Genomic DNA, 23697 nt, shown 5'->3' with positions numbered 1-23697 from the left:
AAGTTACTTCTGGTATTTTTCTTTCCATTCAGAGTAGGGCATTCCATAAATATGCTGCTTTGCATCAGGATCTGATATTTCTACTCCTTTTTTTTCAGCTTCTTCTCTATACCATCTAGACAAACAATTTCTGCAAAATCCAGCTAAATTCATTAAATCAATGTTTTGAACATCTTTTCTTTCATCTAAATGTCTCATTAATCTTTCAAGTGTAGCTGATTGAATTTCTTTTTTTAGATTATCATCCATAATTTACGTTCCTATTTTTAATTTTAATTCTTAAAGCAAGTAAAACAAGTATTATTACCAAATATACTAGTGGTCTAAAAAAAATTGTTTTAGATAACCATATATAATGAAGAGCTCCAAATATCGCTATTACGTAAATTAATCTGTGTAATTTTTTCCAATTGTTTTTAAGCAACTTTATCATCATTTGAGAAGATGTAATTACCAATGGAAGTAGTAATACCCATGCTGCAAATCCAATAAAGATGTATTTTTTTTTCAGAACATCATCAATTATCGGCTGTAAATTAAATCTATAATCTATACCTACGTAAGTAAGGAGATGAAGAGATGCATAAAAAAAAACAAACAATCCCAACATTCTTCTAAAACTTATCCAAATATTTAAATTAGTTAGCCTTTTAAGTGGCGTCATACTTAATGTTAGACAGATAAATATTAGAGTCCACTCTCCAGTAAAATGAGTAATTTCTTTTACAGGTTCTGGTCCGAGTTTGTTGAAGTATATTTTGTAAAAAATTAATAAAAATGGAATTGTACTTAAAATAAATACACCTGGTTTAAAATATTTTCTCATTAAAAATATTTTTTTAGATCCATCCCTGTATATAAATTTGCAACTTCATCTCCGTAACCATTAAACATAAGCGTTTTTACTCTTGGCACCCAAATATCTTTACCAATTATTCTTTCTGTTGCTTGAGACCATCTAGGATGATCTACATTAGGATTAACATTAGAGTAAAATCCATATTCTCGTGGAGATGCCCACATCCATGATGAAGTTGGCATTTTTTCTACGAATTTTATCTTAACAATTGCTTTTGCACTTTTGAAACCATACTTCCAAGGGATAAATATTCTCAGAGGCGCTCCATTTTGATTTGGAAGTTTTTTACCATACAAACCAGTCACAACTGTAGTTAAAGGGTGCATTGCTTCATCAATTCTTAATCCTTCTTTGTAAGGCCAGTTCAAAACCGGATATCTTTGACCTTTCATTTGTTCAGGATCATAAACACTTTCAAATTCAATATACTTTGCTTTGCTAGTTGGGTTTACTTTTGACAATAATTTACTTAGCGAAAAACCCATCCATGGAATAACCATTGACCATCCTTCAACACATCTTAATTTGTATATTCTTTCTTCAGAGACAAATGTTTCGGTTATTTCTTCCATAGAAATTTTGATAGGTTTTTCAACTTCTCCTTCAATACTTAGTGTCCATGGTGATGTTTTAAAATTTTGTGAATTAACATAGGGATCACTCTTTGAAGTACCGAACTCATAATAATTATTATAAGTTGTTATGTCTTTGAAACTTGTAAGCTCATTCCTATCATCAGCTTGAGATTGACTTGCAAAAGGAATTGTGGCTAATGCTAAAGAACTTGCACCATACCCAAGAGATTTAACAAAAGATCTTCTATTTTTATAAATTTTCTCTGGTGTTATTTCTGAATACTTAATTTTTTTCATGAATAATAGGATTTCCTTTTAGCCAATCACTTTGATTATTTGTGTAATGTTCTTTTTTCCATATAGGAGACCTTTTTTTAATTTCTTCTATTGTATATCTTGATAGAACATAAGCCTCATCTCTATGCTTACATGCAACTGCTATAATAATACTAATTTCTCCTAAATTTAAGTAACCTTTAGCATGTTCAATAAAAACACTCTTATTCTTTATATTTAGTTTTTCTTCAGCCTCACTATAAATTTCTTCAAAACTTTTTATTACCAAAGCATCATGACTGTCATATGTAATACCTAAAACACTTTTATTATTATTTTGATTACGAACTGTCCCACTAAAAATTAATGAAGCTCCAAAATCATTAGATGCTATAAATTTTTCAGCATCAATTAATGATAATTTTTTAACTTTACTATCTACAATGTCAGTATGAAGCATTAACCTCCTCCAATTGGAGGAATAATACCAATTTTTTCATTATTTGTGATTTTATAATTGTCGCTAACAATATTATTTTTTTCTGAACAAAAAGCTGAAGAGTTGATGATTTTTATGTAATTTTCATTTCCATTAAATTTCTGCTCTACATATTGAATTATTTTATTCCTTATATCCTTGATTGTTGTCTTGTGACCCAGATCTAGTTCTAATAAATTTTGGTCATTAAAATCTCTTGCAGCACCAAACAACTCAATTTTGACTTTCATAAAGTTTAGAAAAAATCTTTTAAAAAATTTGGAAGTCCATCTGGATTTTTCCATAATCCAGTTTTTCCACCTTCTTTAATTAATAATTTTACATTATCTATTTTTAGATGAGGATTTACAATTTTGCTTAAATCGTAAATTGTAATCAGAGCTGCATTTACACCCATTATTGCTTCCATCTCTACACCTGTTTTGGCATAAGTAGAAACCACACAGTATACTTCTAGAGAACTATCTTTTTTATTCATTATAATTTTAGTAGCGGTATGATCTATTGGAAGAGGATGACACAAAGGTATTAATTCACTTGTTTTTTTAACACCTAATACTGCCGAAACCTCTGCTAAAGTAATTGGATCACCCTTAGGCATCTCCTTATTTTTAATAAGTTCAAATACTTCTTTGCCAACATATATTTTGCCTGATGCCAAAGCTCTACGGAATGTTTCTTTTTTTTCAGAAACATCAATCATTTTAAATGAATTTTTTTCAAAAATTTCTTTTGCCCAGTTTTTTAAATCGTTATTAGTTAAAATTTTTAAATTTTTCATCTTATCCACCTGTTGTTGATAGATTTTTTGTTAATCCTGTTTCTCCAATTTCTAAATAGTGAGATTCTTTTTTATAATTTAATTGTTTCAAAATTAAATCTTTTAGCTCTTCAGTTTGGTCATCTCTTTGCATCAAGTGCCTAATATTTATTCCAGTATTTCCAAATAAACACAATCTTAAATCACCTTTGGCAGTTATTCTTAGTCTGTTACAACTCTTACAAAAGTCTTTTGAGTAGGGTGCAATAACACCAAATTTTCCTTTGTATTCAGGATTTATATAATTCTTGGAAGGACCAGCATCTTTACCAAATGTTTGAATTACCCAATTATTTTTATTTAAATAATCTGTAAATTTATTTGCAGACACATGATACTTATTAAAATAATCTAAATTATCTCCAGTTTGCATTAATTCTATATATCTAAAATCAATTTGATTATTTTTTATAAAATTAGCCCAACTTTTAAAATCTTCTTCTTTATCATTAACTCCTTTAAGAAGAACTGCATTAACTTTAATATTTTTAAAATTTAGTTTTTGTAATTTTTTAATTCCTTCCAAAATCTCATTTAATCTATCATGTCCGGTAATTTTTTTAAAAGTTTTTGGATCAAGACTGTCAATACTTATATTTATGCCATCAAGACCACTTTCATTTAAATCATATGCAATTCTATCTAAGTGATATCCATTAGTAGTAATTACAGTTTTTTTAATTCCTGAATTTTTTTTAATTATTTTAATGATTTCTAAAAAATCTTTTCTAACGGTAGGTTCTCCTCCAGTTAATCTTATTTTAGATACACCTAATTCTGATAGAGCTTTTGCAAGTCTTCCAATTTCTTCTTTAGTGATAAAGGTTCTGTTATCACTTTTATCAATTTTATAACCATTAGGTAAACAGTAGCCACATTTAAAATTACATACATCAGATATTGACAATCTTATGTATGGAAACCTCCGCCCAAAACTATCTTTGAGAATATTCATATGATATATTAAGTATTATTTCTTAAATAATCTATGAGTCAAATTTTAAATGATAATGAGATCGAACTATTTAAAAGAGATGGGGCGGTATTTTTAAGAAATAAATTTGATATAAAATGGATTGAGCTTTTAAGATCTGGAATAAATAAAGCAAAAAACAATCCAAGCCCAAGGTTTACTAATCATACCACAGATCCAAATTTACCTTGTTATTTAGAGGATTTTTGGACATGGAACTTACATAAAGAATTTGAAAATTTTGTTTTTAATTCACCTACAGCTAAAATTGCATCTGAATTACTAGATGCTAAGCAGATTAATTTAGTAATGGATAATTGGTTTTTTAGAGAAGCTGGCTCTAAATCTAAACCACCATTTCATCATGATATTTCTTACTTTGATTTTGAAGGTTCAATGTGTGTTTTGTGGATACCTCTTGAGCCAGTAAGAAAAGAAGACTCTATAGCCTGGATAAAAGGATCTCATTTGTGGAATAAATTATTTCTAAGAACTCGTTTTAAAGACGGTCATAAAGTTGATGGAGCTGAAGGAGTTGTTAATGGCGTTAAGTATGAATTAACTCCAGATATAATTTCTAATAAAGAAAGTTATGAGTTTTTAGAATGGGATTTAGAGGTAGGAGATTGTGTATATTTTGATATTAGAACTTTGCATGGAGCTCTGCACGAAACTACTCCAAAATCTGATATAAATAGATTTACACTTAGAATGGCAAAAGAAAATTCAAAAATAATTTATAGAGGTGATTGGGCTAGAGAAGAAAGAGCTATAATGGAAGCCAATGGATATAAAAATGGAGATAATTTAAACGGTAAAATGTTTCCAACTCTTTATGAACTTAATTCTAATTAAGTGTAAAGTTTACAGATTTTTTAACTTTTTATAATTTAACCTGGTGTGAATATTCTCTCAGACTCTGGATCTTTGGTAGAATAAGGCAGTTTCAAAACTTCATCCCAAAATTCTTCCGGTATATCTGTTTCAGCCCAAGCAAGAGTTTTTTCAATACTGTTAACACTAGTAACTCCACAAATAGTAGATGTAATTCTTTTATCTTTCATTGAAAACTGTAAAGCTGCAGCACCCATTTCAACATTATATTTTTTACAAACTTTTTCTATTTCTCTTGCTGGTGCAAGTTTTTCTTCAGAAGCGTCTTGATAAGTTATTTTTTTAAAGTTACTTGGTCCTTTTGCTAAAACACCACCTGCGTAAGGAGCAGCGTTGAAAATAGATATATTTTTGCTATGAGCATAACTGTACATCTCGTCTGCTTCCCTGTTTAACAAAGTGTATCTGTTATGATTTATCATAACATCAAAGTCCCATTTTTTTAACATAGGAAACATTATATCTATTTTTCCCATAGCAAGACCCACTGCTTTCGCTAAACCTTCTTCTTTAATTTTAAACAACTCATCCATTGCCCCATCTTTTTTGGTAATGTCATTTATATCTTTTACGTACTCTGGATCATGGAGAAATAAAATATCAACAGAGTCTACATTTAAAGTTTTTAAACTTTCTTCAATAGATTCTCTTGTTCTTTTTTTATCAAGAACTAGAGTATCCATATTTCTATCGATTTTAGTTGATAAGACAAATTTTTCTGGCCAACCACCATTTTCTTTTATTGCTTTACCAATTCTTTTTTCACTTTCTCCCATTGCATAGTTTCTTGAGGTATCAAGCACATTTACTGGACCTTGAAAAAATCTTTTTAACATTTCTTGAGCTCTTTGTTCTGGCACTTCATAGCCGTAAGTATCTGGCATGCTTCCTAAAGAAGATGTTCCAAAACTTAACTCTGTAACTTCTACACCTGTATGTTTAATTTTATTTTTTTTCATAAAAAAATTTATTAATCTTATTCTCCTAAAATACTATCATCTAAAATCTTTGTATCATATGCCGAATATGAGTGCCATCCTGCAACTGTTTGGTCAAAGTCAACAATACTTCCTGTCATAATTCCTGACTCATCTGAGCACAAAAAAGCTAAAATCTTAGCAACATCTAAAGGTTTGTTTAATCTTTTAAAAGGAACTTTTGCTTCTGCTTTTTTTAACCAATCGTCATCTGCGTTGTGAAATTTTTTTTGGATTACTGTCTCTGCAGGTGTATCTGTCCATCCCAGATTTACACCATTTACTCTTATTTGATGACCAGAAACTGAATTTGCAACATTTTTAATCATTACCGCCAAAGCAGCTTTAGAAGAGCTGTAAGCAGTTAAGAAAGGCATACCACTATATCCAGCCATTGATAAAATATGAGCAATAGTTCCTTTTTTTTTATCTCTAATCATTATTTTTACAACGTCTTGCATCATAAAAAGAGGAGCTTTTACATTTACATTAAAATTTTTGTCATAATTTTCTTCCGTTGTACTTAAAATTGTTCCTCTCTCAGTAAAAGCAGCAACATTGATAAAACTATCAATAGTATTGAATTTTTTATCAGTCTCAGAAACTATTTTTTTACAATCTTCAAGTTTTTCTAAATCTGCTTGAACGTATAAGCATTCCGCGCCTATACTTTCTATTTCAGATTTTACTTTATTTCCTTTCTCTTTATTTCTTCCACAAATAGTTATTCCCTTAGCACCTCTGCTGGCTAGTAATTTTGCAGTCTCAGCTCCACTCCCTTGAGTACTTCCAGTTACAATTATTATTTTATTTTTAAATTGATTAGATTGTTCAGATATATATTTATTAGACATTAGAATTTTATATCTATTACTTTACCACTTTCAAACGATTCATATGCTGCATTAGCTATTATCAATGCGTTTCTACCATCTTCAAAACCTACTAAAGGTTTTGTTTTATTTTCAACACATTTTACAAACTCATTAAATTGATCTCTGTAAGCTTGCTCATATCTTTCAATAAAAAAGAAATGTATTGGTTCTTTTTCATTTGTAGATTTATTTGTGTACCTTTCTAAAGAAGTAGGAGTTTGATTATTTGAAATAACCATTCCCTTACTACCAAACACCTCAACCCTTTGGTCATATCCATAAACTGCTCTTCTGGAGTTATTTATATGAATTAAAACACCTTTTTTTGATTTTAATATAAACATTGCAGTATCAAAATCCTTTACTTGTTGTGAATTTTTATCAAACAAAGCATCTCCAAACGCAGATATTTGAATTACAGGGTCGTCACCCAATATAAATCTAGCTAAATCAAAATCATGAATAGTAGTGTCTCTAAAAAATCCTCCTGCAGCTTTTAAATATTCAATACCTGGAGGCTCAGGGTCTCTACTTGTAATCACAACCATTTCTAATTCACCAATTTCTTTTTTTTCTCTTGCTTGTTGTGCTTTTGAGTGACTAGCATCAAATCTTCTATTAAAGCCTATTTGAATAGGAACATTTGTTCCTTTAATATTTTCCATACATTCATTTACTTTATTTATATCTAAATCAATTGGCTTTTCACAAAAAATTGCCTTTCCTGCTTTTGCTGCCATTGTAATAAATAGAGTATGGGTTGGAGTAGCAGATGCTATAAGAACTGCATCTATATCATCTGAATTAATTGCCTCTTCTGGTGATGATGCAATTGAACAACCTGTTGATTTTGCTACTTCTTCAGCAAATTGAGAGTTAACGTCATATATGTATTTTAATTTTGCATTTGGATGTGCAGCTATAAATTTAGCATGCATTTTTCCAATCCGTCCTGCACCCATTAAAGAAAAGTTAATCATAAGCATATAGAACAGAATTAAAAAACAAAATCAAGAAACTATTTTTTAATGATGAATTAAAAATATAATTTTCTTGATGCACATAAAATCATCATTTAAAAAACCATCTAACTTTTAAATAAATTTTGTATGTCAGTAAAATTAGGAATAGCACCAATTGCATGGAGTAATGATGATATGCCAGAATTGGGTGGTGATACTTCTTTAGAACAATGTTTGTCTGAAGCTAGTCAGGCAGGATTTATTGGAATTGAGTCTGGCGGTAAATTTCCAAAAAAATCAGAAGAATTAATTCCAAAACTTACTGAATTTAAATTAAATCTTTGCTCAGGTTGGTATGGAGCTAATTTAAGAACAAATAGTGTTGATGAAGAAAAAAATCTCATTCAAGATCAACTAAAACTTTTTAAAGATTGTAATTCACCATGTATGGTTTTTGCTGAAGTGTCTGGCTCAATTCAAGGAGATCCAAATCGAAAACTATCTACTAGACCTCAAATGGATCTTGAAGAGTCTAAAAAATATTATGAAAAAATTTCTGAAATGGGAAAATATCTTGAAGACGAAGGTATGCCGCTTGCTTATCACCATCATATGGGAACCGTAATAGAGACAGAAGAAGATACAGTAAGATTACTTGAAAACACTCATGATAGTGTAAAACTTACATTGGATACTGGTCATATGTTGTTTGCTCAGGGAGACTCATTAAAAATATTAAATGACTTTAGCGAAAGATTAATTCATATGCATTGTAAAGACATTAGAAAAAGTGTTTTAGAAAAATCTTTAAAAGAAGACTTAAGTTTTAGAGGAGCATTTTTAGAGGGTGCATTTACAGTTCCAGGTGATGGATGTATTGATTACAAGCCTTTATTTGATGTACTGAAAGAAAAAAATTATTCTGGATGGTTAGTAGTAGAGGCAGAACAAGATCCTGCAAAAGCAAATCCATTTGAATATGCAAAAATAGGTTACAAGTATTTAACCGAAACTTTAAATCTTAGCGGTATTGAGATTTATAAAGGTTAATTTTCAATAAATAACAAATCTAAATTTTTAGAATAAATCTTTTACTATAGTCTTACAATTTTTGATTTTTCTAAAGTATCATCGAAATAATCAATTATATTTTGAATTGTTTCTACACCCATTCTTGTCATACATTCATCAGTAAATGCTGCCGTATGTGGACTTAAGTAAACTTTTTCATTTTTTAAAAGAGGATTGTCACTTTCTGGTGGCTCTTGTTTGAATACATCAATTCCTGCTCCAAATATTAAATCTTCATTTAAAGCCTTATCAAGATCTTCCTCATGAATAATTCCACCTCTAGCGGCATTAATGATGATACAGTTTTTCCTCATCGTTTTAAGTAAATCATAGTTAATAAGATTTTCTGTTTTTTCAGTTAAAGGCATATGTAAAGATATTACATCCATTGTTTTTACTGCCTCTTCAAGATTATCAACTTTTTTTCCACCAAGCTTCTCTATTGTATCTTTATCTACAAATGGATCGTAGACAAAAACATTCATTTCAAATCCTAAACATCTTTTAATAAGTGCTTTACCTATTCTACCAAATCCCATAATTAGGAAATTTTTTTTCCATACCTCAATAGTTTTGGGTAATTTATTTCTATCCTTAAAATTACCTTCTTTAACCGTCGTATGATAAAGCTCTCTTCTTTTTGCAATATTTAGCAAGACAAACATAACATGCTCTGCAACTGTAACTGCATTTGCATTAGCTGTAATAGCAATTTTGATATCTCTTTCTTTAGCTGTTTTTAAATCAATATTATCGTAGCCAACTCCATGTCTAGAAATTATTTTAAGATTTTTGGCTTCATTAATTACCTCACCTGGTAGTTTTGCTATTCTAATTGAAGCACCATCACAATCTTTTATTTTAGCCTTTAAGTTTTCTACTGAAACATCGTCTGTTACCTCTACATCAAAATCTGGATGGTTATTAATTAACTCCATGCCTTTATCATGAACTTTTTGGATAACTAGAATTTTCTTTTTATTACTCATAATTTTATTTAAGCTTTTCTGTTGAAGGTTTTTCTAATACGAAAAATATCTAACAATGTAAAATAGTTTTTTAAAAAGTTGTAATTATTTTCTTATTAAAATAAATTTAGTTGTGAATTTAACTATAAAAACTCTACTTTATATTTTTAACTTTCTTGAAAAGGTAAATACTTTTTTTCTAAGAATTGGAAGACAATTTGCTTGGATCGCAATTTTTTTAATGGTTGTCGTAATTATGATCCAGGTTTTTTTTAGATATGTTCTCAACAACGCATTACCTTGGCCTGATGAAGTTGCAAGATTTTTAATGCTATGGATGACAGGGTTAATTGCTCCTTCAGCTTATAGATGGGGTGGTTTTGTCTCAATTGATATGCTGGAAAGATTTTTACCTAAAATCATATCAACTTTTTTAACCTTATTTTTATTGATCATATCTTTATTTGTTTTGATCATTGGACTTGAATTAGGTTTGAAACACATTAATGCTGGATGGATATTTAATTCAGCTTCAATCAAAATTCCATTTAATCTAATTGGTGGCAAAGCAGAGCCAATAAAATTAGCCTGGATGTATATGTCATTACCTGTTGGAATTGTTTTTTTGATTTCAGTTAACATAGAGTTAATTTTAAGAAATTTTTTAAGTAATTTTACAAAATTAGAATTACCTGAAGATTTAGATAAACAAAAATTGGAGACACAATAATGTTAATTTGGTTTCTCCCTTTATTTTTATTATTTTTGTTAATTGGATTACCAGTATTTTTTGGATTGTTGGCTGCTCCTGGAATTTTACTTTGGCTTAATGATCAATCTAGAGATGGAGCAATGCTTTATAGAAATATTTACAATGGTATTGATAGCTTTCCTTTAATGGCAATTCCTTTTTTTATGTTAGCTGGTGAGCTAATGAATAGGGGAGGAATTACTCAAAGATTAGTAGAATTTAGCCAGGCAATGATGGGGCATTTAAAAGGTGGTTTGGCACATGTTAACGTCTTAACTTCAATGCTCTTTGCTGGCTTATCTGGATCTGCAGTTGCAGATACTTCTGCAATTGGTTCAATGTTAATTCCTGCAATGGAGAAGCAAGGATATACTAAAAAATTTTCAGCAGCAATTACAGCAGCGAGTTCAGTAATTGGTCCAATTATTCCACCTTCAGGAATAATGATTATTTATGCATACGTTATGGGAGAGAGTGTAGCAGCCTTATTCCTAGCAGGTATTATTCCTGGAATTTTAGTTGGTGTTAGTTTGATGGTTACAATCAAGTTTATGGCTAAAAGATATAATTTTCCTGCCGTAACAAAAAAGACAACATGGAGACAAAGAGGAAAAGCTTCTTTGAAAGCTTTTTTCCCATTGATGACTCCTGTTATAATTCTAGGAGGTATACTTGGAGGAATTTTTACTCCAACTGAAGCCTCTGCAGTTGCAGCTGCTTATGCAATGTTTATTGGTTTGTTTGTTTTAAAATCTTTAGAGTGGAAAGATGTGCCGAAGGTTATGACAAAAGCTGCAATGGTTTCATCTGTAGTATTACTTTTGGTTGGTGCTGCAATGGCTTTTAAAACAGTTGTTAGCTTATCTCATGCACCAGAATATCTTGCTGAATTTGTTTTGGGATTAACTGATAATCCTTATATTTTATTATTTCTTATTAATATTTTACTATTTGTTGTTGGAATGTTTTTAGATGCAGGTCCTGCAATAATTATTTTAGGACCAATACTAGGACCAGTGTTTGTAGAATTAGGTGTACATCCAGTTCATTTTGCAATTATTATGTCAGTTAACTTAACTGTTGGTTTAGCAACACCACCAATGGGTTTAGTTTTATTTGTTGCATCCTCAGTTTCTGGTGAAAAAGTTGAAACTATATCAAAAGCAATATTGCCATTTTTAGCAGTAGAAGCAATTGTAATATTTTTAATTACGTACTTCCCATCAATTTCCATGACCATTCCTTTGCTTACAGGTTTTGCAAAATAATTTTAATTTTTAGATAATAGACACAGAGGTTCAATTTAGGTATAGTTTCTATACTTAAATATATATTTAACGAGAGGGAAATAATAATGAGTAAATTAATTAAATCATTTTTTTCATTAATATTCTTAATTAGTTTTACAGCTTCTGTTTCAGCTGCTGATTACAATTTAAGAATGACAATGAACTCTAATGATCAAGATGAAGACTATGATGGTGCAGTAGTATTTAAAAACTACGTAGAAGCAGCATCAAATGGAAAAATATCTGTAGAACTTTTTGTAGGTACACAGTTATGTTCTAAAGGAGCAGAATGTTTACAAGGTGTTTCTGATGGAAGCATCGACGTTTACATTTCTACTTCTGGAGGAGCAGCTGGCGTATTCCCTTATGTTCAAGTTTTAGATTTACCATATCTAATGGCAGACGACAGAATTGCTGAAGATGTTATGCAAGGTGATTTTGTAAGAACTATGAGACAAATGGCTCTAAAAGATTCAGGCGATACAATAAGATTAATGACTATCGGAAATACTGGTGGATGGAGAAATTTTGCTAACACTAAAAGAAGAGTTGCAGAACCATCAGACATGAAAGGTCTAAAAATCAGAACTGTTGTAGCTGACTTACCTCAAGAGCTTGTAAGAGCTTTAGGTGCATCACCAACTCCTATTCCATGGCCAGAATTATTTACATCTTTTCAAACAGGTGTAGTTGAAGGTTCTAAAAATGGAATAACTGACATCATGAACATGAAGTTTCCAGATGCAGGTCTAAAATATGTTACTTTAGACGGTCATGCATATATGGGAGCACTTTGGTGGATGAACAATGCAAAATATCAATCTATGCCAAAAGAACTTAAGAAAGTTATTACGGATGGATTTTATGCATTGCAACAAGCAACATTTGCATCTCCAAAAAGAAAATCAATCAAAGCATATGAAGACTTTGTAGCAGGCGGTGGAGATTTATATGTTCCAACTCCAGCACAAAAAGCTAGCTTCAAAAAAGCTGCTAGTCCAGTTTATGATTGGTTTAAGTCAAATGTTAAAGGTGGCGGACAAATCTTTGACGCTTTAACAAGCGCAGTTGCTGATGCTGAGAAAAAAGCATCAAGTGCATACGACAAAGACTTATAATCTTAATTTAATGATGGGGCGGATTTAATTATTCGCCTCATTACCTAAACGGATAAATCCAAGCTTTGTAATCTTTAATAAGTATATGCGCTTTTTCAATTTGTTCAGGAGTCATTTTTTTAACAACTTCTTCTTGAGAAATCGCAGCATCAGGATCGCCTCCAATAGCAGACAAACCATACCACATGTAAGCTCTAACAAGATCAGGAGCAGGAAGTCCTCTACCGATTTCATAATACCACCCAACACCCGATTGAGCACCGGGATGACCTTTCATCGAAGATCTAAGATACCATTCAAAAGCTCTAACATCGTCTTGCTCAACCCCAAGACCCATTGCATACATTATTCCAATAAGTTCTTCAGCATCAGCGTTCCCAGATCTAGCAGCTGGCATCAGCTCTTCCATAGCCTCTTGAAATTTTCCAGCTTCCATCAAATCTCTAGCATTTTCAATTTCTGCAAAAACTATAGATGGAATAAAAAAAATTATAAAAAAGTATCTCAACATATAAAAATATTAATATTTATAATTCCATTTTTAATTTCAGCAAACAAAACATATTCAATTGAATTACCAAAACCTTTAACAAGTAATGATTTTCATAAAGTTGATATGGAAAAGGTTAAAATAGGAAGACTTTTATTTCATGATAAAATTTTATCTGCCAATCGTAATATTGCTTGTGCAACTTGTCATAGCCATGATCTAGGAGGGTCTGATGGACTTTCATTAGGAATTGGTGAAGGAGGACATGGTATTGGATTAGAAAGAACAGCTGGATCAGGGGATGATAAAATTAAAAAACGTATTCCAAGAAATGCTTTAGCATTATGGAATTTAGGATTTAAAGATATTACCACATTACTTCACGATGGAAGAGTGACTAAATCTGATATATTTGGAAATGGTTTTAATACCCCAGCACAAGAACTGCTTCCAAAAGGTCTTGATAATATAGTAGCGGTACAAGCTTTATTTCCAATGACAAGACAATTCGAAATGGCTGGAAATCCAGGTGAAAATGAAATTATAGGATTGGTTTCAAAAGTTGGTAAAGATAGTATGAGAATTGATAGAGTCTGGCCTGTAATCGCTCATAGAATAAGAGGGGTTCCTGAATATGTTGAGATGTTTAAACATGCTTTTGATGATGTTGATAATGCTTTAGACATAAATATTACACATATAGTAAACTCAATTGCAGCTTTTGAAATTCATGAATGGACATCTTTTGACTCTCCATTTGATGAATATTTAAACGGAAATAAATCAGCTTTAAATCAAAATCAGATTGCAGGTATGAATTTATTTTATGGCAAAGCTAATTGTAGCTCATGTCATTCAGGGTCTTTATTGTCTGATCAAAAATTTCACTCAATAGGTATTCCACAATTTGGACCAGGCAGAACCAGACCATTTGATCCTTATGCACGTGATGTTGGAAGAATGGTTGAAACAGATGATGTGGATGACATGTATAAATTTAAAACACCCGCTCTAAGAAATGTTTCTTTAACGGCACCTTATGGTCATAATGGTGCTTATCCAACACTTAAGGGTATAATTAAACATCATTTAAATCCAGTAACTATGAATAAAAATTGGAAACCTCAATATGCAAATTTACCAAAGGCTCCATGGTTAGAACAAATAGATTTTGTGACTTTTTCTGACAAAAGAGAACAGGATAGAATTCTTTCAAGTATAGATATCAAGCCAATAGATTTAAGTGAAAAAGAAATTGATCAATTAGTCTCTTTTTTACAATCTCTAACTGGAAAAAGTGGAAATCAAAGACCGCTCGGTAAACCAGAAAAAGTACCAAGTGGATTAACAATTGATTAAATTTATTTAATTAAACTGATAGATAATAAATATGGAAAAAATTAAATATGGAATAATTGGAGCTGGCACAATGGCTCGAGAACATATTCTAAATTTATCTCTAATAGATGAAGCAGAGGTAGTTGCTCTTTCAGATCCTCACGAAGAGTCTTTGAAACAGTGTCAAGAATTACTTAAATCAGAAGTTGTTTGCTTTAAAAATCATCAAGATTTGATTAAAGAAAATTTAGTCGATGTATATATAATCTCATCTCCTAATTTTACTCATATTAAAATTTTAAAAGATGTAATTCAAACTAAGAAACACATATTGGTTGAAAAACCTTTGTGTACTAAGACAAAAGATTGTTTAGAAATAGAAAAACTTACTAAAGATTACCCATCAGTACTTTGGACTGCTATGGAATATAGGTACATGCCTCCTGTTTCAAAATTTATTAAAGAAATTCACAACAAAACAATTGGTGATCTAAAAACATTAACAATAAGAGAGCACAGATTTCCTTTCCTAAAAAAAGTAAATGACTGGAACAGATTTGAAAAAAATACTGGAGGAACTTTAGTTGAAAAGTGTTGTCATTTTTTTGATCTGATGCGTTTTATTGTTAAGAGTGAGCCCGTAAGTGTTTATGCGAGTGGGGGACAAGATGTGAATCATTTAGATGAGGAATATGATGGGAAAAAACCAGATATTATTGATAATGCTTACGTAATTGTTAATTTTGAGAACGGCTCAAGAAGTATGCTTGAGCTTTGTATGTTTGCTGAAAATTCTGAAATGCAAGAAGAGTTAACCGCAACAGGAAATATTGGTAAAATTGAAACTTCAGTTCCTTCAAACGAGTCTGGGAAAACTACTTCTGATGTAAGAATTGGTATGAGAGATGGAAAAACTAAACAAGAAAGTATTAGTGTGGATCCTAAAATACTTGAAGCAGGACATCATCATGGTTCAACTTATTATGAACATTTAGCATTTATAAATGCAGTAAAAAATAAATTAAAGCCAGAGGTATCTTTGAATGATGGATTAATCGCAGTTGCTGTTGGAGAAGCTGCTGAGACATCAATTAAACTTGGAAGAGTAGTTAAGTTAAACGAGATAATTACTTAAAAAAATCAATTGCCTTTTTAACTATAAAATTGCTAACTCTAATATTTGACTCTGTAGTAACACCTGAAATATGAGGAGTTAAAATACAATTCATTTCAGATGTAATTCTTTCGTATAAATCTTTTTTAATAGGTTCATTTTCAAACACATCTAATGCAAATCCTGAAATTAGATTTTGATCATAAGCATTTATAAGATCATTCTCATTTACAACACTACCTCTAGAAGTATTGATTATAATTGGCTGTTTTTGCATTTTAGAGAATGAAGACTTGTTGATTAAATTTTTAGTCTCTTCAGTTAATGGTAAATGTAAAGAAATAATATCTGCATTTTTAAATACATCTTCCAATGTAGATAATTTATAATTTTTTTCATTATCTTCTAATTTTTTAATATAAGGATCATAAACCAAAACATTCAGTCTATTTTTTAAACTAAAGTCAGCAACTTTTCTGCCGATGGTACCAAAACCCACTATTCCAATACACTTTCCATTTATTTCAGAGGATTTAATAGTTGTTCTAGGCCAATCACCTTTGATCGTTCCATGATGAAACATAGGAATTTTTTTTATCAAAGACATCGAGGATGAAATCACATACTCAGCTACAGAGTCCGCATTCATGCCAGTCGCAGGTTGTACATGAATATTTTTGGTTCTACAAAATTCAGTATCAATATTATCTAAACCAACACCCAGTCTTCCTATAAATTTTAATTTACTAGCATTAGACAAAATATCTTTGGTTACTTGAGTTTTATTTCTGACAATTAAACCATCATAATCTTTAATAATTTCTTTAAGTTCTTCTTTTTTTTCCCAAAGCTTATCATCAAATTTGATTTCAAAAGTATTATTTAGATCATCTAAACTGTCTTGATTAATAAACTCTGTTATTAATATTTTAGCCATACTTACTTATATATATTTTTAACTTAAATTGAATAACTTACTTTTTTATTGAAATCGTTGTTGGCCTTATTGAATTTGAAACAATATTTCTAGAAAGTTTTATCTCTCTTAAAACAATATAAATTCCAGCACCAATTATAAAAACATTTCCTAAATAAATATTCCAAGTAGGGATTTCATTAAAAATATAAAAACCGATCAATGCACCAATTAATAATTGAACATATTGTGTATTTGCAAATATTGAAGCAGGAAGATGACGAGCCGAGTTTATAATAAAAATCATTCCCATTCCTCTTAATAAACCTGCATTAAAATTTAAAAAAAAATCTGTTTTAGTCATTGGAATATAAAGCTCAAATGTAATCACACCTGAAATAACAATTAAAATTAACTTTCCAATTATTAAAAATGAATACACACTCTCTGATTGACCGTATTTTTTAACCAACAAATGACCTACTGAAGAAAAAACAGGTATTAATAAAGCCAATAACACATAGTTATTTATTTCTTTACCAAAAGGATCAATTGCAATTATTGTTCCAATAAAACCTACTAATATTGCTGTATATCTTCTCCAACTTACTTTTTCTTTTAGAAAGATTACTGAACCAATTGTTAATACAAAGGGTGTAAAGAAGATAATACTATACATAGTTGTAAGTGGAAGTTTATTTATACAAAGAAAAAATAATCCCATTGAAATTATTAAAGTTATTGCTCTAACTAAATGTACAAAAAAGTTTTTGGTTTTAATTTTTTTCCAGGAATTTCTAACTTGCGTGTAAAGTAAAATTGGCAGTAAGGCCGATAAAGAATTAATAAATATTATTTGTGTTACATGATAATAATTTGTCAATTCTTTTGCTATAGAGTCCATGATAACAAATAAGGAATAGCCAAGAATTGCTAAAAAAAAGTCTACCGAGTAGACACGGGTAGTTACTGAATCCATTTATTAATTTTTTATAATAATTTTGAAAGATCTCTTTTACTATTCTTAAACGTTGGTAAAGGATATTTAAAGGCATATTTACGTGGAATGCATTTTTCTTTTGCTTTTTCCCAAAGAGCTAACCATTGTTTAAAATTCTGAATTTTGAGATTTTTTTTGTTTTTACTTCTTACATAGAAATTTGGAAGTGGATCTCTTCCAGAAGGTTGACCGGCTACGTTATATCTAAGGTCTGCACTTATTCTAAAATCATTTGATCTGTTAGGCAGAGAACAATGGATTGAATGTTTGTGTAAAAGAATTACATCTCCAACATCTGCCTCTAAGTGAATATGTTCCATTTTATCTAGTAATTTGCTGTCTTTAATTTCTACTTGGCCCCTATAACCAGCAATATGATTTAATAATCCCATTTTATTAATTTTCTTAACAGTAATCATGCACCCATTTTTTTTTGTAGTTTTTGTAAAAGGTATCCATACAGTAACCATGTCTGTTAACTTTTGTCCTTTAGTATTAAGAACAGCAGCATCCTGATGCCAAGGTGTTCTTCCACTTAAACCATCTAAAACTGATCCTTTTGGTAATTTTTTTTCAGGTTGTTTAATTCTAGTATTTTGCACTGGATTAGACATAATTTCTTTTCCTAAAATTTTTTCAACAACATCTAAAATATTTTTATTTGTGATTAAATTCCATAAAGACTGCGTAGCAAAATAATCACTATCTTTCTTGACGTGATCTCTTGGCAATCTAGTATTAAAATATTGATCTAAATCATCAATTTTTAATTTTGATATATAAGAATATTTTTTTTTAAAATCTAAATTAAGAACTTTTTTTACATCTTTTTTTTTTGCAAATTTTTGGATCAAACAATCCATTACAAATTCCATGTCATTAAGGATTGGCTTTAAATCCCTTTGAAAATTAAGAACTTTTTTTACTTTTAAATATCCTTGTTCAAACAATTTTTTTTGTAGATTATTTGCCATTAACAGAACCTAGTAGAATTTTTAAACAATATCAATTCTTAGGCGCAGATGTTAAATAGTTTGCATCATGAAAAGAAGTTAACATTCTTTTCTTGGTACTGATAATGTGAGGATAGTAAGCTGTTCCTTTAAAATTCCAAATAACAGGTTTATTGAGTGCATAACTTCCATAAATAAAAAATCTTTTTGGACAGTTTTTTTCTATAAATCGCTTAACTCCATGATAAGAATTTGGTGTTGATTGAAAAAATACCACAGTTCCTTTCTTTGGTGTGAAAGCTTTGACCACTTCCAATTCACTCATTTTTGGAAATCTTCTGAAACTTTTTCTCAAATTTTTCTTAGATTTTTTTCTATAGATTGTAAGCGATCCTCCATTTTTCTTTGGAATATCTGTTAGATAAATTAAGAAATTATACAATCTCGTAATATCATCTCTATGAGGACGCAGTCTGTATCCTCCTTTAGAAACCGAAAAATCAATATCTAAATTAACTTTTGGGTTAGTGTAATTGTTTCCTAATAATTTTTTTAATTCACTTGAATTTAATTTCTTTTTAATAGTAAATTTTTTTTGATTAAATATTTTTGGTTTGTGAGTGTTTGTCCAAGATCCATCTTTAAAATTTTTAGAAAAAAGAGTTTCAATTTTTTTATAAAATGCCTTGCTATTAAAAAGTTTGAAGAGTTTTGCAGAATTATTTGAAGATTTAATATAGTTATTAAAATTTTTTGAGCCTTTATTAATTCTGCTTCGACCACCCATTATCATGTCATCAAAAGCTTTAGATTTACTAATTTCATCAATTAATAAATTGCAAGTATTTTTCTCAACGACTTTATCTCCAACTAGTACAGGAAAATTACTTTTAATTTTTTTTAATCGATTAATTTTAAGCATTAACTATACATACCTTCTTTAACCTTGATCATTTTATACATCAGGTCATTTAAAGGTGTTTTTACTCCATGTTTTTTTCCAATTTTAGAAACAGCACCACTTATAAAATCAATTTCTGTTTTTCTTTTGTATTGAACATCAAAAGCCATTGAAGATTTGTTAGTTTGCATAGAATCTACAATTTTATTGAACATAAATAGACACTCATCTTCAGAAACATTAACTCCATCAGCAAGTGCTACTTCTCTTGTCTCTAAAATGATTTCTTTACCTAGCCCTCTTGAAACATCATTAGCCTTATTATTTATGTAAAGATCGGTGTGATGTAGATCAAATATAGCTGAAAGAGGACCAATTGCTGTTAGAGCAAAAAGCTTCATCCATTTTCTTTTTTTAACATCTTCAGCTGCAATCATTTCTAAATTATGTGCAGTAAAAGTATCAGCTATTTCTGTGATTCTTTCCGTTATTCCTCCTTCATATTCACCAATCCATGAAGGCAATGCGCCATGGTTCATTATATGACCTGGTCCTAAAATATTAGAAGCTTGTGTTGTTGTTCCACCGATTACTTTTTCATTTCCAACGATACTTTGAATTATTGCTTCATGACCAATTCCATTTTGAAAAGACATGAAAACTGTTTTTTCACCAATAATATTTTTAATGCTATTTAATGCTGGTTCTAATGCAGTTGCTTTACACATAACAATCACTGCATCCATCTTATCTAACGATGATGGATCTGAAGTAGCATTAACTTTAATTATACGATCACCACCGTGACCATCCATTTTCAAACCATCTTTATTAATTGCATCAACATGCTCTTTCCAAACGTCAATTAAAGTTACATTTAAACCTTTTTCAGCTAGCAATCCTCCAAACAGACATCCCATTGCACCTGCGCCTAATACGGCTACTTTTAAATCTTTATTTATCATCGTTACCTTTTTAAAATTATTTATGTATAGAAATTATATATATTATCTATAGACAATATGCAAAATAAATTATAGCTTATTAACATCATGCAATTAAAAATAGAAAAAGGAACTTTCACAAATCATTCACTTGAAGATATAGCGAATGCATTAAAAAAAGGACTTTCAGAAAATTATAAAAATGTTGAAGTAGAAGTTGTAGATTGTCCCAATCTTCGTGAATGGGATTGTCCATCTGAAGGAATAAGCGGTAACCAAAAAATCATTGATGTTGGTGGTGAACCATACATGCATGATCCTAATTTTATCGGTGCTGAATTTGATTACCAAGAAATTTCTAAAATGATTGGATCAGAAAAATCTTATGCATTAGGTGCTGGATCTGGTGCAATGTCGTGTTTAGATGGTCATTGCGGAGAATTAGTAATTAATGAAAATTTAATTACTGACGAATCTAGATCTATAATTGCAAGAGTAAGTCCTGATAAAAAATGTATTGTTGAAAAATATAGCGCACGAAAACACGGTGGACTTGGAAATATTTATTATACAGATGGTAAACAAGGAAAAGTAATTAAAATAAAAATCAAAGGAAGATCAGGTAATCAAGGTTCACTTCCGCAAGCAATGAGGTCTTCATTATCAAATAATTTAAATCTTAAAGAAAATGAACATGTTGCTATCGCAGGTGTGTTTAGAATTTTAGAAGGAAAAGTAAGATCGCATGTTCAACCAGATTATAAAGATATTAAACATGAATACTATGATCCAAAACAAATGAAGTGTGTAAAAGATTTTCTTCAATTTTATGAACCTGTTGGTCCAAAATTGCAGTGTTATACAGTACTTTGGACTGGAGATCCTACAGGAGGAGAATTGAATTTAAGAGAGTCTGGTGAACATACGCATTTTCATTCTTATGAACATGATAAAGATGCTGGTCATTATCATTTCGATGTAACACCAGATGAAATAGAATATGAAGGATATTTTAATACAGCCTCAGAAGTGCATAGAGTAAATAACATTTATAAAGAGCTACTAAGCAAAAATAGTATTGAATAGAAAACTTAATAAGTTTAAGTTTATTTAAATGAAAAGACAGTTTAAGTATCCAAAAAATTTTGAAGAACAGAAAAAAATTTCAAAATCAACTCAAAAAAGAATTACATTAGCTGAAATTTCACTTGGAGATTTTGAGGGAAGGTTAGCAAATGATTTATTAAATTGGTTTTCTCTGACACCTCAACATTGGATTATGCTGCACATGGTAATGCTTGCTTATTATAAAAATAAATCTATTACAAAAAATGAATTATTGAGAGTTATAGAGAAATCTTATCTAACTTCTAATGTTTATATCGATACAGCAATCAAAAAAGGTTATTTTAGAATTATTAGAAACGAAAAGGACAAAAGATCAATTTTTATTTTACCATCAGTTGTTACCATTAAGACTTTTGAGGAATTTATTGATCGAAGAGACGTTCTTTATAAAGGTATTTAATGAAGAATGTATATACATGGGCTGCAAAACCAGCCATAAGATCAACTACAGTAGGTGATTTAAAAGCGGCAAAAGGAAAAAGAAAATTTACTCAAGTTACCGCGAATACTGTTGATGAGGCTGCTGCTGCAGAAAAAGCTGGCTTTGACATGATTATTGCTAACGCTAAAAATGTTATTCCAGTTAGGGAAGGGTCCAAAAATCTTTTTTTAACTGCAGCTTTAGTTTTGAACGAATTTGTTACAGCAGATGATATTATGCGTGGAGCGTTCAAAGCTTTAGAAAATGGTGCTGATGCAGTGATGACGCCAAGAAGTATGGATATAGTAGAAATGCTAGCAAAGGAAGATGTGCCTGTTATGGGTCACTTAGGATTAGTTCCAAGAAAATCAACTTGGATAGGTGGACTTCGAGCAGTTGGTAAAACAGCAAACGAAGCTTATGAGTTATTCCAAAAATTTAAAAGATTAGAAGATGCGGGAGCTTTTTCTGCTGAGTGTGAAGTAATACCTGAAAATGTAATGGGAGAAATTTCTAAACGAACAGATATTGTAACTGTCTCTTTAGGATCTGGAAGAAATGCAGATGTGATGTATTTATTTATGGAAGATATTTGTGGTGATACCGAAAATCCTCCAAGACATTCTAAAGCTTATGGAAATTTATTAAAACTTAGAAATGAAATTAAGGTTGAAAGAGTTAAAGCTCTTAAAGCATTTAAAAAAGATTCTATGGCTGGTAAGTTTCCAAGTAAGAAACAATCCTCTAATTTAGATAAAAATCAGTTTGAAGAATTTTTAAATCAACTTGATTAATAAGTAGCGTCGTCGTCTTTTTTAGACAAAGAACCTTTCATCTTATCAACAGTTGCTTTTGCACCAGCACTTAAAGCTCTTAAATCAGAAGCTATCGTTACAAAATCAAAACCTTTTTCTATCATCTTCATTGCGTAGTCAGTTGTACCATTGTGAATTCCAGCAAAAATATTATTTTTCTTCGCATGTTCTAGAATTCTCAAAATTTCAGAATAAGCTTTTGTAGTTTCAGCTCGATCAAAGCCAGGCTTTTCTCCAATTGCTAAACTTAAGTCTGCAGGCCCAATATAAATACCATCAACACCTGGTGTAGACATTATCTCATCTAAATTTTCCAAAGATTCTTTAGTTTCTATCATTGCTAATTTAAGAATTTCTTCATTAGCGTGATCTGCATAATCTGCACCACCATAAATTAATCCTCTAACAGGACCAAAACTTCTATAACCATCAGGTGGGTACATACAAGCTTGAACAAAATTTTCAGCTTCTTTTCTATTGCTTACCATTGGACAAACAATTCCATAACAACCAGCATCTAAAATTTTCATTATTTGTCCAGGCTCATTCCAATTAACTCTAGCAAGTGGAGTGACATCCGTTGTCGAAATTGTTTGAAGCATTGGAAGTGCATTACTGTAATCAACTAAACCATGCTGCATATCTATAGTTAATGAATCCCAGCCTTGATGTGCCATTGCTTCTGCAGATGCAGTACTTGGAATTGCGCACCAACCATTAATGACGGGCTTGCCGTCTTTCATCATTTGTTTTATTTTATTTTTTCTCAT

Annotated in this window: 28 protein-coding genes; 10 read left to right on the top strand and 18 right to left on the bottom strand. The window is 30.3% G+C overall.

Annotated elements, in window-relative coordinates; all coding sequences use genetic code 11:
• Positions 1-3 precede the first annotated feature (3 nt).
• The 7 genes from ACTTAO_RS00985 to moaA are packed head-to-tail and all read right to left on the bottom strand — an operon-like array spanning position 4 to position 3984.
• The gene (locus ACTTAO_RS00985) at positions 4-249 is read right to left on the bottom strand and encodes a DUF1244 domain-containing protein (protein ID WP_440690459.1); all 246 of its coding nucleotides are present in this window, start codon (positions 247-249) and stop codon (positions 4-6) included.
• Positions 242-826 carry a sulfite oxidase heme-binding subunit YedZ gene (locus ACTTAO_RS00980; protein WP_075506534.1) on the bottom strand — a complete coding sequence of 195 codons (585 nt, stop codon included), beginning with the start codon at positions 824-826 and terminating at the stop codon, positions 242-244. The genes ACTTAO_RS00985 and ACTTAO_RS00980 overlap by 8 nt, the downstream gene beginning before the upstream one ends.
• Complete coding sequence (gene msrP, locus ACTTAO_RS00975) at positions 826-1731, bottom strand: protein-methionine-sulfoxide reductase catalytic subunit MsrP (RefSeq protein WP_440690457.1); 906 nt, start codon at positions 1729-1731, stop codon at positions 826-828. Before msrP ends, ACTTAO_RS00980 begins: the two co-directional genes overlap by 1 nt.
• A complete protein-coding gene (locus ACTTAO_RS00970) occupies positions 1718-2170 on the bottom strand; it encodes a molybdopterin synthase catalytic subunit (RefSeq protein WP_440690455.1) in 453 nt (150 codons plus the stop codon). Before ACTTAO_RS00970 ends, msrP begins: the two co-directional genes overlap by 14 nt.
• Positions 2170-2439 carry a molybdopterin biosynthesis protein MoeD gene (locus ACTTAO_RS00965; RefSeq protein WP_440690453.1) on the bottom strand — a complete coding sequence of 90 codons (270 nt, stop codon included), beginning with the start codon at positions 2437-2439 and terminating at the stop codon, positions 2170-2172. The genes ACTTAO_RS00970 and ACTTAO_RS00965 overlap by 1 nt, the downstream gene beginning before the upstream one ends.
• A 5-nt stretch (positions 2440-2444) precedes the next feature.
• Positions 2445-2990, bottom strand: coding sequence for a cyclic pyranopterin monophosphate synthase MoaC (gene moaC, locus ACTTAO_RS00960; protein WP_440690451.1), 546 nt, complete (start codon positions 2988-2990; stop codon positions 2445-2447).
• Between the two features lies 1 nt (position 2991).
• On the bottom strand, positions 2992-3984 hold the full coding sequence (moaA, locus tag ACTTAO_RS00955) for a GTP 3',8-cyclase MoaA (RefSeq protein WP_440690449.1): 993 nt from the start codon (positions 3982-3984) through the stop codon (positions 2992-2994).
• A gap of 33 nt (positions 3985-4017) precedes the next feature.
• Here moaA and ACTTAO_RS00950 point away from each other — a divergent pair, with 33 nt between their 5' ends.
• Positions 4018-4857 carry a phytanoyl-CoA dioxygenase family protein gene (locus ACTTAO_RS00950; protein ID WP_440690447.1) on the top strand — a complete coding sequence of 280 codons (840 nt, stop codon included), beginning with the start codon at positions 4018-4020 and terminating at the stop codon, positions 4855-4857.
• Between the two features lie 35 nt (positions 4858-4892).
• On the opposite strand, the gene ACTTAO_RS00945 is transcribed toward ACTTAO_RS00950, so the two are convergent.
• Genes ACTTAO_RS00945 through iolG form a run of 3 tightly spaced genes read right to left on the bottom strand, consistent with a single transcriptional unit; the run spans position 4893 to position 7728 of the window.
• Positions 4893-5855: an aldo/keto reductase gene (locus ACTTAO_RS00945; protein WP_440690445.1), complete on the bottom strand. Its 963-nt coding sequence runs from the start codon at positions 5853-5855 to the stop codon at positions 4893-4895.
• 17 nt (positions 5856-5872) lie between these two features.
• Entirely contained in the window at positions 5873-6727 is an 855-nt protein-coding gene (locus tag ACTTAO_RS00940; protein WP_440690443.1) for an SDR family oxidoreductase, read from the bottom strand.
• Positions 6727-7728, bottom strand: coding sequence for an inositol 2-dehydrogenase (gene iolG, locus ACTTAO_RS00935; protein WP_440690441.1), 1002 nt, complete (start codon positions 7726-7728; stop codon positions 6727-6729). The genes ACTTAO_RS00940 and iolG overlap by 1 nt, the downstream gene beginning before the upstream one ends.
• Positions 7729-7857: 129 nt before the next feature.
• On the opposite strand from iolG, the gene iolE reads away from it, so the two are divergent.
• On the top strand, positions 7858-8760 hold the full coding sequence (iolE, locus tag ACTTAO_RS00930; protein WP_440690439.1) for a myo-inosose-2 dehydratase: 903 nt from the start codon (positions 7858-7860) through the stop codon (positions 8758-8760).
• A gap of 44 nt (positions 8761-8804) precedes the next feature.
• On the opposite strand, the gene ACTTAO_RS00925 is transcribed toward iolE, so the two are convergent.
• The gene (locus ACTTAO_RS00925; protein ID WP_440690436.1) at positions 8805-9770 is read right to left on the bottom strand and encodes a hydroxyacid dehydrogenase; all 966 of its coding nucleotides are present in this window, start codon (positions 9768-9770) and stop codon (positions 8805-8807) included.
• Positions 9771-9882: 112 nt separating this feature from the next.
• On the opposite strand from ACTTAO_RS00925, the gene ACTTAO_RS00920 reads away from it, so the two are divergent.
• The 3 genes from ACTTAO_RS00920 (at position 9883) to ACTTAO_RS00910 (ending at position 12907) form a co-directional block, all read left to right on the top strand.
• A complete protein-coding gene (locus ACTTAO_RS00920) occupies positions 9883-10479 on the top strand; it encodes a TRAP transporter small permease (protein WP_440690434.1) in 597 nt (198 codons plus the stop codon).
• Positions 10479-11768, top strand: coding sequence for a TRAP transporter large permease (locus ACTTAO_RS00915; RefSeq protein ID WP_440690432.1), 1290 nt, complete (start codon positions 10479-10481; stop codon positions 11766-11768). Before ACTTAO_RS00920 ends, ACTTAO_RS00915 begins: the two co-directional genes overlap by 1 nt.
• 86 nt (positions 11769-11854) lie before the next feature.
• Positions 11855-12907, top strand: coding sequence for a TRAP transporter substrate-binding protein (locus ACTTAO_RS00910; protein WP_440690430.1), 1053 nt, complete (start codon positions 11855-11857; stop codon positions 12905-12907).
• Between the two features lie 40 nt (positions 12908-12947).
• On the opposite strand, the gene ACTTAO_RS00905 is transcribed toward ACTTAO_RS00910, so the two are convergent.
• Entirely contained in the window at positions 12948-13418 is a 471-nt protein-coding gene (locus ACTTAO_RS00905) for a tetratricopeptide repeat protein (RefSeq protein ID WP_262589483.1), read from the bottom strand.
• A gap of 105 nt (positions 13419-13523) precedes the next feature.
• Between ACTTAO_RS00905 and ACTTAO_RS00900 the strand changes: the two genes are divergently transcribed.
• Both ACTTAO_RS00900 and ACTTAO_RS00895 read left to right on the top strand, forming a co-directional pair.
• The gene (locus ACTTAO_RS00900; RefSeq protein ID WP_440690428.1) at positions 13524-14756 is read left to right on the top strand and encodes a cytochrome-c peroxidase; all 1233 of its coding nucleotides are present in this window, start codon (positions 13524-13526) and stop codon (positions 14754-14756) included.
• Positions 14757-14787: 31 nt separating this feature from the next.
• Positions 14788-15870 carry a Gfo/Idh/MocA family protein gene (locus ACTTAO_RS00895; protein ID WP_440690426.1) on the top strand — a complete coding sequence of 361 codons (1083 nt, stop codon included), beginning with the start codon at positions 14788-14790 and terminating at the stop codon, positions 15868-15870.
• Here ACTTAO_RS00895 and ACTTAO_RS00890 read toward each other — a convergent pair.
• From ACTTAO_RS00890 to ACTTAO_RS00870, 5 genes are read right to left on the bottom strand one after another with little or no spacing between them, the layout of a single operon-like run.
• A complete protein-coding gene (locus ACTTAO_RS00890; RefSeq protein ID WP_440690424.1) occupies positions 15863-16786 on the bottom strand; it encodes a hydroxyacid dehydrogenase in 924 nt (307 codons plus the stop codon). The genes ACTTAO_RS00895 and ACTTAO_RS00890 overlap by 8 nt on opposite strands.
• Positions 16787-16823: 37 nt before the next feature.
• Positions 16824-17744: a DMT family transporter gene (locus ACTTAO_RS00885; RefSeq protein ID WP_440690422.1), complete on the bottom strand. Its 921-nt coding sequence runs from the start codon at positions 17742-17744 to the stop codon at positions 16824-16826.
• Between the two features lie 11 nt (positions 17745-17755).
• The gene (locus tag ACTTAO_RS00880; protein WP_440652643.1) at positions 17756-18739 is read right to left on the bottom strand and encodes a phytanoyl-CoA dioxygenase family protein; all 984 of its coding nucleotides are present in this window, start codon (positions 18737-18739) and stop codon (positions 17756-17758) included.
• A gap of 31 nt (positions 18740-18770) precedes the next feature.
• A complete protein-coding gene (locus ACTTAO_RS00875) occupies positions 18771-19640 on the bottom strand; it encodes a 2OG-Fe(II) oxygenase (protein WP_440690420.1) in 870 nt (289 codons plus the stop codon).
• Positions 19640-20584 (bottom strand): ketopantoate reductase family protein, encoded by a 945-nt coding sequence (locus ACTTAO_RS00870; RefSeq protein WP_440690418.1) that lies wholly within the window; start codon positions 20582-20584, stop codon positions 19640-19642. The genes ACTTAO_RS00875 and ACTTAO_RS00870 overlap by 1 nt, the downstream gene beginning before the upstream one ends.
• A gap of 87 nt (positions 20585-20671) precedes the next feature.
• On the opposite strand from ACTTAO_RS00870, the gene ACTTAO_RS00865 reads away from it, so the two are divergent.
• The 3 genes from ACTTAO_RS00865 to ACTTAO_RS00855 are packed head-to-tail and all read left to right on the top strand — an operon-like array spanning position 20672 to position 22906.
• Positions 20672-21649 carry a DUF1907 domain-containing protein gene (locus ACTTAO_RS00865; RefSeq protein WP_440690416.1) on the top strand — a complete coding sequence of 326 codons (978 nt, stop codon included), beginning with the start codon at positions 20672-20674 and terminating at the stop codon, positions 21647-21649.
• 28 nt (positions 21650-21677) lie between these two features.
• Positions 21678-22091 (top strand): MarR family transcriptional regulator, encoded by a 414-nt coding sequence (locus tag ACTTAO_RS00860; RefSeq protein ID WP_262589473.1) that lies wholly within the window; start codon positions 21678-21680, stop codon positions 22089-22091.
• Positions 22091-22906 (top strand): 3-methyl-2-oxobutanoate hydroxymethyltransferase, encoded by an 816-nt coding sequence (locus ACTTAO_RS00855; RefSeq protein ID WP_440690414.1) that lies wholly within the window; start codon positions 22091-22093, stop codon positions 22904-22906. The genes ACTTAO_RS00860 and ACTTAO_RS00855 overlap by 1 nt, the downstream gene beginning before the upstream one ends.
• On the opposite strand, the gene ACTTAO_RS00850 is transcribed toward ACTTAO_RS00855, so the two are convergent.
• Complete coding sequence (locus tag ACTTAO_RS00850) at positions 22903-23697, bottom strand: HpcH/HpaI aldolase family protein (RefSeq protein WP_440614577.1); 795 nt, start codon at positions 23695-23697, stop codon at positions 22903-22905. The genes ACTTAO_RS00855 and ACTTAO_RS00850 overlap by 4 nt on opposite strands.

The organism is Candidatus Pelagibacter sp. HIMB1782, from assembly GCF_052047475.1.
GTDB lineage: Bacteria > Pseudomonadota > Alphaproteobacteria > Pelagibacterales > Pelagibacteraceae > Pelagibacter.
This window is presented reverse-complemented; position numbering and strand designations above follow the sequence as displayed.

Excerpts from the sequence above, each read along its gene's own strand:
- ACTTAO_RS00895 (WP_440690426.1), top strand. The coding sequence starts at position 14,788 with ATGGAAAAAATTAAATATGGAATAATTGGAGCTGGCACAATGGCTCGA.
- ACTTAO_RS00870 (WP_440690418.1), bottom strand. The coding sequence starts at position 20,584 with ATGATAAATAAAGATTTAAAAGTAGCCGTATTAGGCGCAGGTGCAATG.
- ACTTAO_RS00900 (WP_440690428.1), top strand. The coding sequence starts at position 13,524 with ATGGAAAAGGTTAAAATAGGAAGACTTTTATTTCATGATAAAATTTTA.
- ACTTAO_RS00855 (WP_440690414.1), top strand. The coding sequence starts at position 22,091 with ATGAAGAATGTATATACATGGGCTGCAAAACCAGCCATAAGATCAACT.
- ACTTAO_RS00970 (WP_440690455.1), bottom strand. The coding sequence starts at position 2,170 with ATGCTTCATACTGACATTGTAGATAGTAAAGTTAAAAAATTATCATTA.
- ACTTAO_RS00880 (WP_440652643.1), bottom strand. The coding sequence starts at position 18,739 with ATGGCAAATAATCTACAAAAAAAATTGTTTGAACAAGGATATTTAAAA.
- moaC (WP_440690451.1), bottom strand. The coding sequence starts at position 2,990 with ATGAAAAATTTAAAAATTTTAACTAATAACGATTTAAAAAACTGGGCA.
- ACTTAO_RS00925 (WP_440690436.1), bottom strand. The coding sequence starts at position 9,770 with ATGAGTAATAAAAAGAAAATTCTAGTTATCCAAAAAGTTCATGATAAA.
- ACTTAO_RS00985 (WP_440690459.1), bottom strand. The coding sequence starts at position 249 with ATGGATGATAATCTAAAAAAAGAAATTCAATCAGCTACACTTGAAAGA.
- iolE (WP_440690439.1), top strand. The coding sequence starts at position 7,858 with ATGTCAGTAAAATTAGGAATAGCACCAATTGCATGGAGTAATGATGAT.
- msrP (WP_440690457.1), bottom strand. The coding sequence starts at position 1,731 with ATGAAAAAAATTAAGTATTCAGAAATAACACCAGAGAAAATTTATAAA.
- ACTTAO_RS00865 (WP_440690416.1), top strand. The coding sequence starts at position 20,672 with ATGCAATTAAAAATAGAAAAAGGAACTTTCACAAATCATTCACTTGAA.
- ACTTAO_RS00910 (WP_440690430.1), top strand. The coding sequence starts at position 11,855 with ATGAGTAAATTAATTAAATCATTTTTTTCATTAATATTCTTAATTAGT.
- iolG (WP_440690441.1), bottom strand. The coding sequence starts at position 7,728 with ATGATTAACTTTTCTTTAATGGGTGCAGGACGGATTGGAAAAATGCAT.
- ACTTAO_RS00850 (WP_440614577.1), bottom strand. The coding sequence starts at position 23,697 with ATGAGAAAAAATAAAATAAAACAAATGATGAAAGACGGCAAGCCCGTC.
- moaA (WP_440690449.1), bottom strand. The coding sequence starts at position 3,984 with ATGAATATTCTCAAAGATAGTTTTGGGCGGAGGTTTCCATACATAAGA.
- ACTTAO_RS00945 (WP_440690445.1), bottom strand. The coding sequence starts at position 5,855 with ATGAAAAAAAATAAAATTAAACATACAGGTGTAGAAGTTACAGAGTTA.
- ACTTAO_RS00915 (WP_440690432.1), top strand. The coding sequence starts at position 10,479 with ATGTTAATTTGGTTTCTCCCTTTATTTTTATTATTTTTGTTAATTGGA.
- ACTTAO_RS00980 (WP_075506534.1), bottom strand. The coding sequence starts at position 826 with ATGAGAAAATATTTTAAACCAGGTGTATTTATTTTAAGTACAATTCCA.
- ACTTAO_RS00965 (WP_440690453.1), bottom strand. The coding sequence starts at position 2,439 with ATGAAAGTCAAAATTGAGTTGTTTGGTGCTGCAAGAGATTTTAATGAC.
- ACTTAO_RS00905 (WP_262589483.1), bottom strand. The coding sequence starts at position 13,418 with ATGTTGAGATACTTTTTTATAATTTTTTTTATTCCATCTATAGTTTTT.
- ACTTAO_RS00950 (WP_440690447.1), top strand. The coding sequence starts at position 4,018 with ATGAGTCAAATTTTAAATGATAATGAGATCGAACTATTTAAAAGAGAT.
- ACTTAO_RS00890 (WP_440690424.1), bottom strand. The coding sequence starts at position 16,786 with ATGGCTAAAATATTAATAACAGAGTTTATTAATCAAGACAGTTTAGAT.
- ACTTAO_RS00875 (WP_440690420.1), bottom strand. The coding sequence starts at position 19,640 with ATGCTTAAAATTAATCGATTAAAAAAAATTAAAAGTAATTTTCCTGTA.
- ACTTAO_RS00940 (WP_440690443.1), bottom strand. The coding sequence starts at position 6,727 with ATGTCTAATAAATATATATCTGAACAATCTAATCAATTTAAAAATAAA.
- ACTTAO_RS00885 (WP_440690422.1), bottom strand. The coding sequence starts at position 17,744 with ATGGATTCAGTAACTACCCGTGTCTACTCGGTAGACTTTTTTTTAGCA.
- ACTTAO_RS00860 (WP_262589473.1), top strand. The coding sequence starts at position 21,678 with ATGAAAAGACAGTTTAAGTATCCAAAAAATTTTGAAGAACAGAAAAAA.